The organism is Kluyvera sp. STS39-E (assembly GCF_040932435.1).
In the GTDB taxonomy this organism is placed as follows: Bacteria; Pseudomonadota; Gammaproteobacteria; order Enterobacterales; family Enterobacteriaceae; genus Kluyvera.
Map to the genome: position 1 here is coordinate 138,278 of NZ_JBFQGA010000010.1, position 16,918 is coordinate 155,195.

Here is a 16,918-nt window from a genome sequence, read left to right on the forward strand (position 1 = left end):
GGACGAGGCGGTGTGTGACGAACGGTCCCCTCTCCCCGTTGGAGAGAGGGTTAGGGTGAGGGGATAAATGGCTCGAACTTAACCGAGCTGCCCGTTCCCCAAGTGTTTCACACGACGCTTCACTTCTTCTTGCTTCCCGGCGTTGAACGGACGTGCGTCCGGGCTGCCGAGATAACCGCACACGCGGCGTGTGACGGAAACGCGGGCGGCGTCGTGGTTACCGCATTTCGGGCAGGTGAAGCCTTTGCTGGTGCACTCAAACTCACCGGTGAAGCCGCACTCGTAGCATTCATCGATTGGCGTGTTGGTCCCGTAGTACGGCACGTGTTGGTAGCTATAGTCCCATACATCTTCCAGCGCTTTCAGGTTGTGCTGAATATTCGGGTATTCGCCGTAGCAAATGAAGCCGCCGTTCGCCAGCGGAGGGTAAGCCGCTTCGAAATCGATTTTGTCGTACGGGTTGACCTTCTTCTCCACGTCGAGGTGGAAGCTGTTGGTGTAGTAGCCCTTGTCGGTTACGCCTTCAACTAAGCCGAACTCGGCGGTATCCAAGCGGCAGAAACGATCGCACAGGTTTTCACTTGGTGTGCTGTATAAACTAAAGCCGTAGCCGGTTTCATCTTTCCACTGGTCAACCGCATCGCGCAGACGCTGGACAATCGCCACGCCTTTCTCACGCAGCATCTCGCTGTCGTACATATGCTGGTTGCCGAACAACGCGTTGATGGTTTCGTGGATACCGATGTAACCCAGTGAGATAGACGCGCGGCCGTTTTTGAAGATTTCAGATACGTCGTCATCGGCTTTCAGGCGAACGCCACATGCGCCTTCCATATAGAGGATTGGCGCGACGCGCGCTTTGACGCCTTCCAGACGCGCAATGCGGGTCATCAGCGCTTTACGTGCCAGCAGCAGACGTTCATCCAGCAGCGTCCAGAATGCGGCTTCATCGCCTTTCGCTTCCAGCGCAATACGCGGCAGGTTGAGGCTGATAACGCCGAGGTTGTTACGCCCGTCGTGTACCTGCTCACCGTCTTCGTTTTCCCACACGCCGAGGAAGCTGCGGCAGCCCATTGGCGTTTTAAACGAACCGGTGACTTTAACCACCTGATCGTAGTTGAGAATGTCTGGGTACATGCGTTTGCTTGCACATTCCAGCGCCAGCTGTTTGATGTCGTAGTTGGCATCGCCCGGCTTGTGGTTCAGGCCATCGCGGATGGCGAATACCAGTTTCGGGAACACCGCTGTTTTACGGTTTTTACCAAGGCCGGCGATGCGGTTACGCAGAATCGACTGCTGAATCAAACGTGATTCCCAGCTGGTGCCGAGGCCAAAACCAAAGGTCACAAACGGTGTCTGGCCGTTGGCGGTATGCAGCGTGTTGACTTCGTATTCCAGCGACTGGAAGGCGTCGTAACACTCTTTCTCAGTGCGCGAGAGGGCATATTCTTCGGTGTTCGGGATCTGCCACTCTTCTGCCGTTTGATGATGTTTATTGAAGCTGGCGGTGACGAACGGGGCTAGCACTTCATCAATACGGTTAATAGTGGTGCCGCCATAAATATGGCTGGCAACTTGGGCGATGATCTGCGCGGTGACCGCGGTGGCGGTAGAGATAGATTTCGGCGGCTCGATTTCCGCGTTACCCATCTTAAAGCCCTGAGTCAGCATGCCTTTAAGATCGATAAGCATGCAGTTGAACATTGGGAAGAACGGTGAATAGTCGAGATCGTGATAGTGAATCACGCCGCGCTCGTGCGCCATCACCACGTCGTGCGGCAGAAGGTGCTGGCGAGCGTAATGCTTAGCAACGATACCGGCCAGCAGGTCACGCTGGGTTGGGATCACTTTACTGTCTTTGTTGGCGTTTTCGTTTAGCAGCGCCGAGTTGGTCTGCTCAACCAGACCGCGAATTTCCTGATTCAGGCGGCCGCGCTTTTCACGCTGGCTATCACGGTCGTGACGATATTCGATATAAGAACGGGCCAACTGCTTATAGGGGCCAGACATCAGTTGGTTTTCAACGGCGGTCTGAATCTCGTTGATATCAACCTGCGGCTGGTCTTGCATTTGTTGGCTAACGATTGCTGCGACGGTGGCGCAATAGTCTGCGTCATCGACTCCCGCTGCTTTAGCTGCACGCAGAATGGCTTCTTTGATGCGCTCTGATTTGAAAGGCACTTTACAGCCATCTCGTTTCATCACATGCGGTGTCATGATCACTCCATTATTTATAAGAACAGGTTATCCACAGAGGCGAGAGATTCGAAATTGGCGTAATGACTCCATTAACCAATACGTTCCCCCACTCGCGGCCTAGGTTATCCACATATCGACTATTTTTTTGTGGTTCTCATTGTTGCAATTATAGTCGATAAATACCATATGTTGGGCCGGGATGCATTTTAAGGTCTATATGTAGTGATTTGCATTAAAGATGTTTACGCTTTTATTGACGCAGAACAAAGTAAAAATGCAAGAGTACAGATGGCAGGCGTTGCGGGGATATGTAAATTTTGCTGGGTGATAAATGCACAAAATAAGTCAGAAAACAGCGAGATGCGTTGAGGCCCGGCAGCATGGCGCTACCGGGCGGGGAGGTTAGTCCAAAAGCCACCAGATGGCTTCAAATGGCCGTAGCGTTAACGCGGTCGGTGATGACGGCGCATCGGCATAGTTGCTCATCAGCACATGCCCGTTAGCATCGGTGACGGGAGGCTGCCATTGCAAAGGCGTCGCGCCAAGGTTGGCGACCACCAACAGCGTTTGTCCCTGATGCTGGCGGCGATAGCACCACAGCGCCGGGTGCTCAGGCTGCAGATCCTCATAATCCCCCCAAGTGAGGACCGGCTGTGATTTGCGTAGCGCAATCAGCTGCTGATAGGCATAGAACACTGAATCTGGGTCGTTCAGCGCGCTTTCGACGTTGATGTCGGCATAGTTATCGCACACGCCAATCCACGGCTCACCTTGGGTAAAACCAGCGTTGGCGCTGGCGTCCCACTGCATTGGCGTACGGCTATTGTCGCGGGATTTACTCGCGAGGATCGCCAGCAGCTCATCGGCCTGCTGTCCCTGCTCCAGCCGCTCGTTGTACATATTGTGACTTTCCACGTCGCGATATTGCTCGATCTTCGCGAAATGGGGGTTGGTCATACCGATTTCTTCGCCTTGATAAATGTACGGTGTGCCCTGCATACCGTGCAGCACCATGCCCAGCATCTTCGCCGCACGTACGCGGTGCCCGCCTTCGTCACCAAAGCGCGAGGCAATGCGCGGCTGGTCATGGTTACACCAGAACAGCGCGTTCCATGCCCGGTTGTGCATTCCCTGCTGCCAGTGGCTGAACAACGATTTCAGCGCGACAAAATCTGGGCGTGCCAGCGTCCACTTCTCGCCGCCGGGATAATCCACCTTGAGATGGTGGAAGTTAAAGGTCATCGACAGCTCTTTGCCGTCGAGCGAGGCGTACTGTTGGCAGTTTTCCAGTGAGGTCGAGGACATCTCGCCGACCGTCATCAGATTACGCGGGGTAAAGACGTCGCGGCTGAACTCCTGCAAGAATTCGTGCGCGCGTGGGCCATCGGTATAGAAGCGGCGGCCATCGCCTTGGTCATCGTTCGGGAAGGATTGATCTTTTGAGATCAGGTTCACGACGTCAAGACGCAGACCATCCACCCCGCGATCGGCCCAGAATTCGCAGACCTTTTTCAGCTCGGCGCGTACCGCGTCATTTTCCCAGTTGAGATCGGCCTGCTCGGTGGCGAACAGATGCAGATAGTACTGGCCGCTAGCCGCATCCCACTGCCAGGCGTTGCCGCCAAATTTGGAACGCCAGTTGTTTGGCGGTGTATCCGGTGTGCCGTCGCGCCAGATATAGAATTGGCGGTATGGGCTTTCTTTGTTCAGCGACTCTTTAAACCACGCGTGGTGGGTCGAGGTGTGGTTCAACACCATATCGAGCACAATGCGAATACCGCGCTGGTGCGCCTCGGCAACCAGCTTGTCGAAGTCGTCGAGCGTACCGTACGAGGGGTCGATGGCCGTGTAGTTTGCTACGTCGTAGCCGTTATCCACCTGCGGAGAAACGTAGAACGGTGTCAGCCAGATGGCATCGATGCCGAGTTTTTGCAGGTAATCCAGACGTGAGGTCACACCGCGCAGATCTCCCGTGCCGCGGCCGGTGGTGTCTTGGAAACTCTTTGGGTAAATCTGGTAGATGACGCCGTTTTGCCACCAATGAGGAAGTGTATTCATGGAGTTGTCCTTTAAAGAAGGCGAAGGGGCGCAATTGCGCCCCGAACGAAGGTGAGATTTACATAACCGGCAGGGTGCCCATACGCTGCTTGCGCTTGTAAACCATCATGGTGAGGACAATCGGTACCACGACCGCAATAATCATCGCGATGCTGTAGACGCCCCAGAAGACGGGCTTAATGGACAGGATGCCCGGCAGGCCGCCAACGCCGATGCCGTTCGCCATTACGCCGTACAAGCCGCACAGCAGACCCGCAATACCGGAGCCGACCATTGCGCACAGCATCGGGAAGCGATACTTCAGGTTAATCCCGTACATGGCCGGTTCAGTGACGCCAAGGTAGGCGGAAATTGCCGCAGGCACGGAGATTTCACGCTCGTTAGCCTTACGGCTGCAAATGATGATGCCGACAACCGCAGAGGCCTGCGCGATGTTAGACAGGGCAATCATCGGCCACACCGGGGTGCCGCCCATGCTCTGAATCATCTGCATATCGATAGCCAGCGTGGTCTGGTGTACACCGGTAATCACCAGCGGCGCATACAGGAAGCCAAACAGCGCAGCGCCAATCGGTGCGAAGCTGCCGGTCATCAGGTGACGCACGGCGAAGGCTACACCGTCGCCAATCCAGCGACCAAACGGCCCGATAAAGGCGTGGGCGAGGAAGACAGCGAGGATCAACGAACATACCGGCACGATAACCAGATACAGGTAGTCGGGGACGATACGTTTCAGGCGAGTCTCAATAAAGCCCAACGCCAGACCGGCGAGCAGCGCTGGAATAACCTGCGCCTGATAGCCAACCTTGGCGATGGTAAACAGACCGAAGTTCCACACTTCCGGTACCTGCTGACCCAGCATGTAGGCGTTCATCAGCTGTGGGGAAACCAGCGTAACGCCAAGCACGATACCGAGGATCGGCGTGCCGCCCATTTTCTTCACCGCAGACCAACAGATGCCGACCGGCAGGTAGAAGAAGATAGCTTCGCCAATGAGCCATAAGAAGTCATAAATGGTTTGCAGCGACGGGTGCATCTGCGCCAGCGTCTGACCGTTGCTCATCGGCAAGTCGCCGATAACGTTACGGAAGCCTAAAATCAAACCCCCGCTGATCAGTGCGGGCAGCAGCGGGAAGAAGATTTCCGCGAAGTGGGAAATCATCTGCTCGTGCCATTTCATGTTCTGACGGGCGGCTAGTTTCGCCTGTTCTTTATCTGCTGACTTCTGCCCGGTGGTCGCCAGCAGCGCCTGGTAGTAGTCGCCCACTTCCGTGCCGATAACCACTTGGAACTGCCCGGCGTTGGTGAAGCAGCCTTTAACCATTGGCAGCTCTTCGATAGCTTTTGGATTGGCTTTCGCCGTGTCGTTTAGCACAAAGCGCAGACGCGTAATACAGTGGCTGACGGTCGCAATGTTATCGCGCCCGCCGACCAGTTCGATAAGTTTATCGATGTTCTGTTGGTCTATTTTTTTGCTCATGATAGGGCCTTAAAACAGAGGTGAGATCTCCCTGATACCGCCGCTACAGGCTGCCTTTCGTGCGGGCAATCTGACGGTGTCAGGCTATGAATCGTTATTAGGATGTTGAATATAAGCGTAGCGGGTTTCCCCATTAGGGAAAATGGGAACGTTCCCGAAACGTAGCGAAGATCACATTTAGACTGACATTTGGCTTAGTTCAGGACCGCGGGGATCACTATCTGATGGGGTTCACTTTTGCCACCAATTTGCGCAATGAGCTGCTCTGCGGCGCGGCGTCCGGCCTCGGCGTAACCGGGATCGACGGTGATAATTTCCGGATGCAGAAACTTGGTCAACGGGGTGTTGCCGACGCTCGCCAACTGCACGTTGTCGATACGTTGATCCTGAAGGTACTTGCTGGCGCCGAGGGCGAGCGTGTCGGTGGCGCAAATAAGTGCACTGGTTTCTGGGGTGATGACCTGACGGGCAAAATCGTAGCCTTGCTTCATCGCCAGGCCCGGCAGTGCGGCGACCGGTGTCAGCTTATGTCGTTTACAGAAGGCCTGGTAAGCGTCGTGACGGCGCTGGCCGGTTGTGGCATCGCTGGTGGGCACGCCGAGGAAACTAATATGACGATGTCCCAGATCGAACAATCGCTGCATCAGTTGAGTGATAGCCCCGGTATCGTCGTAGCATACGGAGGTAAAGCCGCTGGCGTCACGTGCCATCAGCACCAGCGTCGACTGCCAGTTGCTGAGCATCTCTTCGGTGACGCCGGTAAAGCCAAACAGGACCACGCCATCAATATTGCGCCGTTTGAGCATAGCCAGATGCTCAACCACTTTTTCCGGCGAGAACTGGCTTTCCATCATAATCGGATCATAACCCTGCTCGTAGAACGCGGGCAGCATGGTTTGTACGGCCAGATTTTCTGACAGTGAATCTAGGCGGCTGACAATAATGGCGACGACCTTGTCGCTTTGCCCACGCATGGCGCGAGCCGAGCGAGAAGGGGAGAATCCCTGCTGCTGCATGACAGCTTCCACCCGCTCGCGGGTGCGATCGCTGACGCCGCTTTCATTATTCAGTACGCGAGAAACGGTGGATTTGCCGACACCGCTCAGTCGTGCGATATCTTTAATGGTCAGCCGATTATCCATATAGTTGCCCCGCGTGAATATTTTATTGTCAAACCAGATGGTTGACGTGCCGTTGAATTACCTGACGTTATTATATCGCTCTAATAATCACAAAACTTATGAATTTCTGCGTATAATGCGCGGCGTTTTCTATCATTTACCTTACCGGAGGCGTTATGGATCCCGATCCCACCCCTCTCTCCCGCTGGAGAGTAACTTTCCGGTAAGCCAGTTTTCGCTGCCTTACCGATGATGTGAGGCAGTGACATGTCCCTTTATGTCCCTGCAATAAAATAATAAGTGCCTGCTGGCAGCAGATTACCTGTGCCCGCGGGCCTGACTGCGAGTGTCTAAAGTACTCGCAGAGGGATTATCTATGCTGAAAAATTTCACCCGGCAGTTGTTTGCACAACTTGGCCGCCATCTGCCGCGCCGTTTAATCCAGCGCGATCCGATGCCAACTCAGCAAAGCGTGAGCAATACCGCCATTCCAACTTCGCTCAGCGAACACTGCCTGAAAATGGCTCAGCTCAGCGAGCAGGCGCTGTGGCAGACCTTTAACAGTCACCCGGAAGGGCTCAATGCCGCCGAGGTCGAACAGGCGCGCGCCGTCCACGGAGAAAATCAGCTGCCGGCGCAGCAGCCGCAGCCGTGGTGGGTACACCTGTGGCTGTGCTATCGCAACCCGTTCAATATTTTGCTAACCGTGCTGGCCGCCGTGTCCTACGCGACGGAAGATCTGTTTGCTGCGGTGGTGATCGTGATGATGGTGGGGATTTCCACCTTACTGAACTTCGTGCAGGAAGCCCGCTCCACCAAAGCGGCCGATACTCTGAAGGCGATGGTCAGCAACACCGCGACGGTGCTGCGCGTCATCAACGACAAAGGTGAAAACGGCTGGATTGAATTGCCAATCGATCAACTGGTTCCGGGCGATATCATCAAGCTTGCTGCCGGAGACATGATCCCCGCCGACCTGCGCGTGATTCAGGCGCGTGACCTGTTTGTTGCTCAGGCGTCGCTGACCGGGGAATCGTTGCCGGTGGAGAAGGTCGCCAAAACCCGTGAACCGCAGCAGACCAACCCGCTTGAGTGTGACACCTTGTGCTTTATGGGCACCAACGTGGTGAGCGGCACTGCCCAAGCCATGGTGATTGCGACCGGCGCGAATACTTGGTTTGGTCAGTTGGCTGGGCGGGTGAGCGAGCAGGAAAGCGAGCCGAATGCTTTCCAAAAAGGCATTAGCCGCGTCAGCATGTTGCTCATCCGCTTTATGCTGGTGATGGCGCCTATTGTGCTGGTGATTAATGGCTATACCAAAGGCGATTGGTGGGAAGCTGCGCTGTTTGCGTTGTCCGTGGCGGTGGGCCTGACGCCGGAAATGCTGCCAATGATCGTCACTTCAACGCTTGCGCGCGGAGCGGTGAAGCTGTCAAAGCAGAAGGTCATTGTTAAACACCTCGACGCTATCCAGAACTTTGGCGCGATGGATATTCTGTGCACCGATAAAACCGGTACGCTGACCCAAGATAAAATCGTGCTGGAAAACCACACCGATATTTCCGGTAAAACCAGCGAGCGCGTGCTGCATGCCGCTTGGCTCAACAGCCACTACCAGACCGGGCTAAAGAATCTGCTCGACACGGCGGTGCTGGAAGGCGTCGATGAAGTCGCGGCGCGCCAGCTCTCCAGCGATTGGCAGAAAGTCGATGAGATCCCGTTTGATTTTGAACGTCGTCGCATGTCGGTGGTGGTGAATGAAAAACCTGAGGTGCATAAGCTCATTTGCAAAGGGGCACTTCAGGAGGTGCTTAACGTCTGCACGCAGGTGTACCACAACGGTGAAATCGTACCGCTGGATGAGACCATGCTGCGCCGTATCAAACGGGTGACCGACACCCTGAACCGCCAAGGGCTGCGCGTAGTGGCAGTCGCCAGTAAATTCCTGCCAGCGCGTGAAGGCGATTATCAGCGAATTGATGAATCTGACCTGATCCTTGAAGGTTACATTGCGTTCCTCGATCCACCAAAAGAGACCACGGCACCGGCATTGAAGGCGCTGAAGGCTAGCGGCATCACGGTGAAAATTCTCACCGGCGATAGCGAACTGGTGGCGGCGAAAGTGTGCCGCGAGGTAGGGCTGGACGCAGGCGAGGTGATCATCGGCAGCGATATTGAACACCTGAACGATGACGAGCTGGCAGAGCTTGCGCGGCGCACCACGCTGTTTGCCCGCCTGACGCCGATGCATAAAGAGCGCATTGTGACGTTGCTTAAACGTGAAGGCCACGTGGTCGGCTTTATGGGCGACGGCATCAACGATGCTCCGGCGCTGCGTGCGGCGGACATCGGTATTTCCGTTGATGGTGCGGTGGATATTGCGCGTGAAGCGGCTGATATCATCCTGCTGGAAAAGAGCCTGATGGTGCTGGAAGAGGGGGTGATTGAAGGACGTCGTACCTTCTCTAACATGCTCAAGTACATCAAAATGACTGCCAGTTCTAACTTCGGTAACGTGTTTAGTGTGTTGGTAGCCAGCGCCTTCCTGCCGTTCCTGCCAATGCTGCCGTTACACTTACTGATTCAGAACCTGCTGTACGATGTGTCTCAGGTGGCGCTGCCGTTTGATAACGTAGACGACGAGCAGATTCAAAAACCGCAGCGCTGGAACCCGGCGGATCTGGGCCGCTTTATGGTGTTCTTCGGGCCTATCAGCTCGATCTTCGATATTTTGACCTTCTGCCTGATGTGGTGGGTGTTTAAAGCCAATACGCCGGAAATGCAGACCCTGTTCCAATCCGGTTGGTTTATTGAAGGATTGCTGTCACAGACGCTGATTGTGCATATGATCCGTACTCGCCGTATTCCGTTTGTGCAAAGCCGCGCCGCATGGCCACTGTTTGCGATGACCCTGCTGGTGATGGCTGTCGGCATCGCGCTGCCGTTCTCGCCGCTGGCAAGCTATCTGCAGCTGCAGGCGCTGCCTTTAAGCTACTTCCCGTGGCTGGTGGCGATTTTGGTAGGCTATATGACGCTGACGCAACTGGTGAAAGGCTTCTTCTGCCGCCGCTACGGCTGGCAGTAGCCTCCATTGTAGGCCTGATAAGCTAAGCGCCATCAGGCAGAATGGCGCAGGTTGCCGGATGGCGGCTTCGCCTTATCCGGCCTACGAAATGACCGTACAAAGCAAAAAAGGCAGCCAATGGCTGCCTTTTCTTCATACTGCATCGAAATTAGCGACGAATGGCAATCGCTTCGATTTCAATCTTCACGTCTTTTGGCAGACGGGCGACTTCCACGCAGGAGCGCGCTGGGAAGGTTGCGTTATGCTCGGTGAAGAACGCTTCGTAAGTGGCGTTAACGGTCGCGAAATCGTTGAGATCTTTTACGAATACGGTCGTTTTAACGATATCGCCCACTTTCAGACCGGCGGCTTCAACGATAGCTTTCACGTTTTCCAGCGACTGGCGAGCCTGAGCGGACACGTCTTCCGCTACGCTACCGTCTTTCGGGTTTACCGGGATTTGACCGGAAGTGATAACCATACTGCCCAAGTCAACGCCCTGAACGTATGGGCCGATAGCTGCTGGTGCCTTTTCCGTCGCAATAGTCTTGCTCATGATATCTCCAGATGAACTGCAGTAATAAGGTGTTAGCCATTATAGAGAGGCCACATTTCAATACCAACCGCAATTAGTTGGCCAGCACCACATAATGAGAAAACTCTTTTTCACAGTATTTGCATTTGAGTGCAATGTCATCGGCGCGTTTTTTCACTGCAAAACTGGAGGAAACCGGCTCGGCGTGGCTGATGCAGTTGCTGTTCGGGCAGACCAGTACGCTATCGATGCGCTCCGGCAGGCTCGGACGGGATTTACCGACCACTTCATAGTTGTCGATACGGTTAACGGTGGCCTGCGGCGCGTACAGCGACAGCTGGTTAACTTGCTCATCGGTCAGGAAGGTGTTTTCAATCTTGATCAGATCTTTACGCCCCATTTCGCCGGACGGCAGGTTCAGGCCAATGGTGATGCGCTGGTCGGTTTCCGTCAGCTTGAACAGCGTCAGCAGCTTAAAGCCGACCTGTGCTGGGATATGGTCAATCACGGTGCCACGTTTGATGGCTTCTACCTGCAATTTGTTGTCGTGTGTCATCGTCATTTCCCCTTACAGAACCAGTTCGCTATTCAGTACCAGTGCCAGTAACGCTTGGCGGGCGAAGATGCCGTTGCCGGCCTGTTGGAAATACCAGGCATGCGGCGTTTTATCGACATCGGTGGTGATTTCATCAATGCGTGGCAGCGGGTGCAGCACTTTCATGTTGTCGCGGGCGCCTTCGAGGTCGGCGGCGCGCAGGACGAACTGCGCCTTGACGTTGGCATATTCGGAAGGGTCGAGGCGCTCTTTTTGCACGCGAGTCATGTAGAGGATATCGACTTCTGCCATGACTTCATCAATGGCGCTGTGCAGGCTCCACTCGATGCCTTTTTCATCCAGCATATCGAGGATGTACTGTGGCATAGCCAGCGCATCCGGAGCGATAAAGTAGAAGCGGTTACCGTTGAATTTCGCCAGCGCCTGGGTCAGTGAGTGGACGGTGCGGCCATACTTCAGGTCGCCAACCATCGCGATGTGCAGATTTTCCAAGCGCCCTTGAGTTTCCTGAATGGTGAACAGGTCGAGCAGCGTCTGGGTGGGGTGCTGGTTTGCGCCGTCACCCGCGTTCAGCACGGGAATACCGCCGGAGAATTCTGTCGCCAGACGCGCAGCGCCCTCTTGTGGGTGGCGCATGACGATGGCGTCCACGTAGGTGCTGATAACGGAAATGGTGTCGGCTAGGGTTTCACCTTTCTTGCCAAGAGAGGTGTTAGCGCTGTCGGAGAAGCCGACCACGCTGGCCCCAAGGCGGTGCATGGAAGTTTCAAAAGACAGGCGGGTGCGCGTCGAGGCCTCGAAGAAGCAGCTGGCAATCACTTTGTGCTTTAGCAGTTCAGGCTGCGGATTGGCTTTGAGTTTAGCGGCGGTCGACAAAACCAGTTCAAGGTCTTCGCGGCTGAGATCGTTTATGGAAATGATGTGTTTTTGATACAGCGGATTAGCCATGGTTATCTCCTGACGACGGCGCAAAAAAAAAGCCCCTTAAATAAGGGGCTTTGAGAATTGGGGATGCAACGGAAAGAAAAAACGGCAGGCCAGCGTCTGTTTTCAGACGCGGTAGGACGCGATGTCGTACACACTGAACCATATTTCCTCCCGGCAAACGGAGCAGGATTATACGCAGCTTTATTGGGCAATCAAGCGCTGAATTCACAATTCGCGTTACGTAAACGATTCTTATCGATTGGTGAGTCGGTTTTAATGAATTTAAATTCAGTGTGTCGTCGGTAAAACCGCGCACTGGCAGAGTCATGACAAAAAGTACTGGTATGGTAAGCCGAATTTACGTATAACAACTTAAAATTGAAACATCGTTTTATTTGTGGAGTCATTATGATTATTGGCAACATCCATCACCTGCCGTCATGGCTGCCGGAAGAACTGCGTCAGGCGATTCTTCACCTGCAAGCTAACGTCACCGACGAAACCCCGGAAGGGAAATACGACATCGACGGTAACCGTCTGTTTTATCTGATTTCAGAGAATATGACCGAGCCGTTTGCCGATCGTCGCGCGGAATATCATGTGCGCTATCTAGATATCCAAGTGGTGTTGAAAGGTCAGGAAGGAATGGCGTTCAGCGTATTGCCTGCTGGCAAGCCTGATACCGATTGGCTCGCAGATAAAGACATCGCTTTTCTGCCGGAAGGTGGTCAGGAAAAAATGGTGGTGATGAGCGAAGGCGACTTTGTGGTGTTTTATCCGGGCGAAGTACACAAACCGCTGTGCGCCGTAGGGCAGCCAGCTAAAGTACGCAAAGCGGTGATTAAGCTGCTGGTGGCGTGATGAGAAGTAGGCCTGATAAGCGTAGTGCCATCAGGCACGATGCGGTGACAATGCCGGATGGCGGCGTTCCGCCTTATCCGGCCTACATTCACGAAGAATCCGGACGCCGCTATTTGCTCAGCGTCGCGACCATCACCGCTTTAATGGTGTGCATCCGGTTTTCCGCCTGATCGAATACGACGCTGGCCGGAGATTCAAAGACTTCATCCGTCACTTCCATTCCGCCGTGCATACCGTACTCTGCCGCCATTTTCTTACCCAGCGTGGTCTGGTCGTCGTGGAACGCCGGCAGGCAGTGCAGGAATTTGACCTGTGGATTGCCGGTTAGCTTCATCATCGCGCTGTTGACCTGATAGCCGCGCAATAGCGCAATACGTTCCGCCCATTTCTCTTTGGCTTCGCCCATCGATACCCACACGTCGGTATAGATAAAGTCAGCGCCTTTTACACCTGCGGCGATATCTTCGGTCAGCGTAACGTTGCCGCCGTTTTTCTGCGCCAGCGCTTTGCATTCTGCAACAAGGCTTGCTTCAGGCCAGCATGCCTGAGGGGCGACCAAACGCAGATCGAGCCCGGTTAACGCCGCGGCTTCCAGCATGGAGTTACCCATGTTGTTACGCGCGTCGCCTGCATAAACCAGCGTCATTTCATTGAACGCTTTACCCGGCAAATGCTCCTGCATGGTGAGTAAATCTGCCAGTAGCTGGGTTGGGTGGAATTCGTCAGTCAGGCCGTTCCACACAGGTACGCCGGAATACTCCGCCAGCGTTTCAACGATCTCTTGGCCATAGCCACGGTATTGGATGCCGTCATACATCCGGCCCAGCACGCGGGCGGTGTCTTTGATCGACTCTTTGTGGCCAATCTGGCTGCCGCTAGACCCGAGATAAGTGACGCGAGCGCCCTGATCGTAAGCGGCAACTTCGAAAGAGCATCGTGTACGGGTCGAGTCTTTTTCGAAGATGAGCGCGATGTTTTTACCGGTCAGGTTCGGCGACTCCGTGCCGTGCTTTTTATCCGCTTTGAGTTTTGCCGCGAGCAGCAGCAGGGTGGTGATTTCTGCAGGGGTAAAATCGAGTAATTTTAAGAAGTGTTTTTTATACAGACTAGACATTTTTCCCTCACCTGGCTCAAGCCACTTATTGAATTAAAATTCACTTTATATGTATGAATATTCATTTGCAACCCCAATAACAAATCTTTATCGGAAAGGTGGAGGCAATGGCAACGGTATGTGACAATAAGAGTATCTGCCACATTATGAGGAACGAGCCATGGCAAACCCGGAACACCTGGAAGAACAGCGTGAAGAAACACGTCTGATCATTGAAGAGCTGCTGGAAGACGGCAGCGATCCTGATGCGCTGTACACCATCGAGCACCACCTTTCTGCAGACGATTTTGAAAGCCTGGAGAAAGCGGCGGTTGAAGCCTTCAAGATGGGTTACGAAGTTACCGAACCGGAAGAGCTGGAAGTGGAAGAGGGCGACACCGTCATCTGCTGCGATATTCTGAGTGAATGTGCGCTGAATGCTGAGCTTATCGACGCACAGGTTGAGCAACTGATGAACCTGGCTGAGAAATTCGAAGTTGATTATGACGGTTGGGGAACCTACTACGAAGATCCTAACGGTGAAGAAGGCGACGACGACGAAGATGAAGTCGATGAAGACGACGACGGCGTTCGCCACTAAGTCATCTGTTTTCCTACGGCAGCGACCGCTGCCGTAGGCCAAGGATTCCTCGATGGATTACCCGCAAATACTCTCCCCCATTTACCAATTCCTGCATTGCAAAACGCCCCAAGCGTGGCTGGACAAAGCGCGCTTACCTGAAAATCTTCCGTTATTGCTTACCGATCATTTGGTTTGCGAGCTGAAAGCGGCACAAACCGCGATGCTGATGGTGCGTAAATATGTGGCTGATAAAGACGGCGCGCAGACGCTGCTCGATTGGCTCAAACCGTATGAGGCGTTCACTTTCCGTGAGGGTGTCGAGCCAGATTTTGTCGCACTCAATAAGCAGATTGGCAAAGGCATTATGCCCAAGACTGACGACCCGTGGGGACGTCAGCTTATCGACAGCATGGTGCTGTTGATTAAAGAAGAACTGCACCATTTTTGGCAGGTGCGCGAGGTCATGCAGCGCCGCAACATTCCCTATGTGAAAATCACCGCCAGTCGCTACGCGAAAGGGATGCTGAAAGAGGTTCGTACCCACGAACCGTTGACGCTGATTGATAAGCTCATTTGCGGGGCGTATATCGAAGCGCGTTCCTGCGAGCGTTTCGCCGCGCTGGCGCCGTATCTCGATGACGAACTCAACGCTTTTTACCTGTCGCTGTTACGTTCAGAAGCACGGCATTATCAAGATTACCTGACGCTGGCTCAACAGATTTCTGCCGATGATATCAGCGAGCGTATACGCTTTTTTGGTGAAGTTGAGGCAGTACTTATTGCCTCTCCCGACCACGAATTCCGTTTCCACAGCGGCATTCCGACCTAATCTCTCCTTCCGAATGCGGCTGAAAATTTTGGTGGCTAGAATTACGCCAAGGTTGCCGCAATAATCGCAGCACAATAAGGAGACATGACATCTCCAGAACAGGTATTAATTTGATTAAGGATGGTTAATGAACTGGGCTCACGTGGTGTTGGCGGGTTATATCGGGGCGGTGATTGCTATTGTAGTTGGCGTCTTTCGAAAAAAGGGTTGGATAGGCAAGATCTCCGGTGCGGCGATTTTTGTGCTAGCCATTGTTGGATGGAACCTGTTTGACGTGCACTACCTTATTCCGCGTGAAAGCCCGGACTATGGCCTGACGGAAACGCAGAAATTCGAAAAAGCGATGCTGTCCGTGCCGGTCTACCAGGTGATTAAAGAGCATGACCCGGCGCTATGGCAGAATATCCTCACGCAATCGGCGCAGATGAAAGAGGCGGGGAAAAGTGAGCAGCAAATTATCGACACTATTCAGCCGCAGATCCTGCAGTTTCAAATGGCGCGTTTGCAGCAGGCACCGGATGCCAACGTCATTGCCTACATGAAAATTAACCTTGAGCAAATGAATGCGGTAGCGAAAGTCGGCGGCGATGAATGTTTCCGTTTCCTGTTCCCGGCGGTGAAGGGAGGGATCAATCCGGTAAAGCTCATTCCACGTGAGATTATGAGTCGCCGTATGGAGAACGACATGAGCATGATGCACGCCGCTTACGGTCCGGATAAACATACGGTAACGGCACAAGAAAAACAGCTGGCGCTGCAGGATCTGCAGGCCATTAGCCCAAAACTGGTGCAGCAATATGGGCCGGATATTGAAATCATGGCCGACCCGAACAAAGCAATAGGTAAAGAGAAAGTGGCCTGTGAAATGGTGCAGGATCTATGGACACAGGTGCTTAAACTGCCCACAGCCCGCGCGGCTGGCGTGATTCGCCTGATGCTGTCAGCTGAGATGCAATAAAGCGGACCAAGCCCCTTTGCCTGATTTCAGAGGGGCTTTAACATCCGCACTTCGCAGTCTACGTGGCCGGTACAACCTAGCGGTTCGGCAATATGCGCAAAGCCCAAACGTTCGTAGAGATGAATTGCCTCGGTGAGAAACGCCGTCGTTTCTAAATAGCACTGCTTAAAGCCCTGATCGCGCGCATGATCGAGCGCCATCTGCGCTAACTTTTTCGCCAGCCCTTGGCCTCTGATGCTCGGCAGAAAATACATCTTTTGCAGTTCGCAAATATCCGGCTCGCTACAACCTAATGGCGCAACGCCGCCGCCGCCCACCACTTCTCCATTCTGCTCAACGACCCAATAGGCCGCGCCCGGCTGGCTGTAAACTTGGAATAGCTCATCCAAATTGGGATCCGCCACCGTGTAACCTTTATCAGCGGTCAGGCCGTATTCGGCAGAGACAAGGCGGATTACCGCGGCGATAGCGGCATTATCGGTTTCGGTGATTCGGCGCAGCGTTAGCGTGGATGGTCGCACTACATTCATAATATGGCTCAATTCTAGAAAAACACTTATATATTTATTTAATAGCACTCTCTTGTGTTAGGTGCAAGACGTTCCTGAATCAGAAAAAAACAAAATACACTAGGTAGTTAAAAATAGTATTGTA

General features: G+C 53.8%; 16 protein-coding genes. 6 read left to right on the forward strand and 10 right to left on the reverse strand.

From position 1 onward, the window contains the following. Positions 1 to 78: 78 nt before the first annotated feature. From nrdD to treR, 4 genes are all read right to left on the reverse strand, one after another. Positions 79 to 2,217, reverse strand: coding sequence for an anaerobic ribonucleoside-triphosphate reductase (gene nrdD / locus AB4K05_RS20715; RefSeq protein ID WP_368481751.1), 2,139 nt, complete (start codon positions 2,215 to 2,217; stop codon positions 79 to 81). Between the two features lie 384 nt (positions 2,218 to 2,601). After that, entirely contained in the window at positions 2,602 to 4,257 is a 1,656-nt protein-coding gene (treC, locus tag AB4K05_RS20720) for an alpha,alpha-phosphotrehalase (protein ID WP_368481752.1), read from the reverse strand. A 58-nt stretch (positions 4,258 to 4,315) separates the two neighbouring features. Further along, on the reverse strand, positions 4,316 to 5,737 hold the full coding sequence (gene treB / locus AB4K05_RS20725) for a PTS trehalose transporter subunit IIBC (protein WP_368481753.1): 1,422 nt from the start codon (positions 5,735 to 5,737) through the stop codon (positions 4,316 to 4,318). 194 nt (positions 5,738 to 5,931) lie between these two features. Further along, a complete protein-coding gene (gene treR, locus AB4K05_RS20730; protein ID WP_368481754.1) occupies positions 5,932 to 6,879 on the reverse strand; it encodes a trehalose operon repressor TreR in 948 nt (315 codons plus the stop codon). A 155-nt stretch (positions 6,880 to 7,034) separates the two neighbouring features. Between treR and mgtL the strand changes: the two genes are divergently transcribed. Beyond that, positions 7,035 to 7,085, forward strand: coding sequence for a mgtA regulatory leader peptide MgtL (mgtL, locus tag AB4K05_RS20735; protein ID WP_122983162.1), 51 nt, complete (start codon positions 7,035 to 7,037; stop codon positions 7,083 to 7,085). A gap of 149 nt (positions 7,086 to 7,234) precedes the next feature. Continuing rightward, positions 7,235 to 9,943 (forward strand): magnesium-translocating P-type ATPase, encoded by a 2,709-nt coding sequence (mgtA, locus tag AB4K05_RS20740; protein ID WP_368481755.1) that lies wholly within the window; start codon positions 7,235 to 7,237, stop codon positions 9,941 to 9,943. 148 nt (positions 9,944 to 10,091) lie between these two features. Here mgtA and ridA read toward each other — a convergent pair whose 3' ends face one another. The 4 genes from ridA to AB4K05_RS20760 form a co-directional block, all read right to left on the reverse strand. Continuing rightward, on the reverse strand, positions 10,092 to 10,478 hold the full coding sequence (gene ridA / locus AB4K05_RS20745) for a 2-iminobutanoate/2-iminopropanoate deaminase (RefSeq protein ID WP_368481756.1): 387 nt from the start codon (positions 10,476 to 10,478) through the stop codon (positions 10,092 to 10,094). 73 nt (positions 10,479 to 10,551) lie between these two features. After that, a complete protein-coding gene (gene pyrI / locus AB4K05_RS20750) occupies positions 10,552 to 11,013 on the reverse strand; it encodes an aspartate carbamoyltransferase regulatory subunit (protein WP_368481757.1) in 462 nt (153 codons plus the stop codon). 12 nt (positions 11,014 to 11,025) lie between these two features. Further along, a complete protein-coding gene (gene pyrB, locus AB4K05_RS20755) occupies positions 11,026 to 11,961 on the reverse strand; it encodes an aspartate carbamoyltransferase (protein ID WP_368481758.1) in 936 nt (311 codons plus the stop codon). Further along, the gene (locus AB4K05_RS20760) at positions 11,954 to 12,268 is read right to left on the reverse strand and encodes a pyrBI operon leader peptide (protein WP_368481759.1); all 315 of its coding nucleotides are present in this window, start codon (positions 12,266 to 12,268) and stop codon (positions 11,954 to 11,956) included. Before AB4K05_RS20760 ends, pyrB begins: the two co-directional genes overlap by 8 nt. Before the next feature lie 80 nt (positions 12,269 to 12,348). Here AB4K05_RS20760 and AB4K05_RS20765 point away from each other — a divergent pair, with 80 nt between their 5' ends. Next, the gene (locus AB4K05_RS20765) at positions 12,349 to 12,801 is read left to right on the forward strand and encodes a YhcH/YjgK/YiaL family protein (protein ID WP_368481760.1); all 453 of its coding nucleotides are present in this window, start codon (positions 12,349 to 12,351) and stop codon (positions 12,799 to 12,801) included. A 109-nt stretch (positions 12,802 to 12,910) separates the two neighbouring features. On the opposite strand, the gene argF is transcribed toward AB4K05_RS20765, so the two are convergent. Continuing rightward, the gene (gene argF, locus AB4K05_RS20770) at positions 12,911 to 13,915 is read right to left on the reverse strand and encodes an ornithine carbamoyltransferase (protein WP_368481761.1); all 1,005 of its coding nucleotides are present in this window, start codon (positions 13,913 to 13,915) and stop codon (positions 12,911 to 12,913) included. A gap of 160 nt (positions 13,916 to 14,075) precedes the next feature. Here argF and rraB point away from each other — a divergent pair, with 160 nt between their 5' ends. The 3 genes from rraB (at position 14,076) to AB4K05_RS20785 (ending at position 16,264) form a co-directional block, all read left to right on the forward strand. Continuing rightward, a complete protein-coding gene (rraB, locus tag AB4K05_RS20775; RefSeq protein ID WP_052282407.1) occupies positions 14,076 to 14,495 on the forward strand; it encodes a ribonuclease E inhibitor RraB in 420 nt (139 codons plus the stop codon). Positions 14,496 to 14,547: 52 nt separating this feature from the next. Continuing rightward, positions 14,548 to 15,306 carry a tRNA isopentenyl-2-thiomethyl-A-37 hydroxylase MiaE gene (miaE, locus tag AB4K05_RS20780; RefSeq protein ID WP_368481762.1) on the forward strand — a complete coding sequence of 253 codons (759 nt, stop codon included), beginning with the start codon at positions 14,548 to 14,550 and terminating at the stop codon, positions 15,304 to 15,306. A gap of 127 nt (positions 15,307 to 15,433) precedes the next feature. Continuing rightward, the gene (locus AB4K05_RS20785) at positions 15,434 to 16,264 is read left to right on the forward strand and encodes a topoisomerase II (protein WP_368481763.1); all 831 of its coding nucleotides are present in this window, start codon (positions 15,434 to 15,436) and stop codon (positions 16,262 to 16,264) included. Positions 16,265 to 16,290: 26 nt separating this feature from the next. Here the strand turns inward: AB4K05_RS20785 and AB4K05_RS20790 are convergent, their stop codons facing one another. Beyond that, complete coding sequence (locus AB4K05_RS20790; protein WP_368481764.1) at positions 16,291 to 16,794, reverse strand: GNAT family N-acetyltransferase; 504 nt, start codon at positions 16,792 to 16,794, stop codon at positions 16,291 to 16,293. Positions 16,795 to 16,918 lie beyond the last annotated feature (124 nt).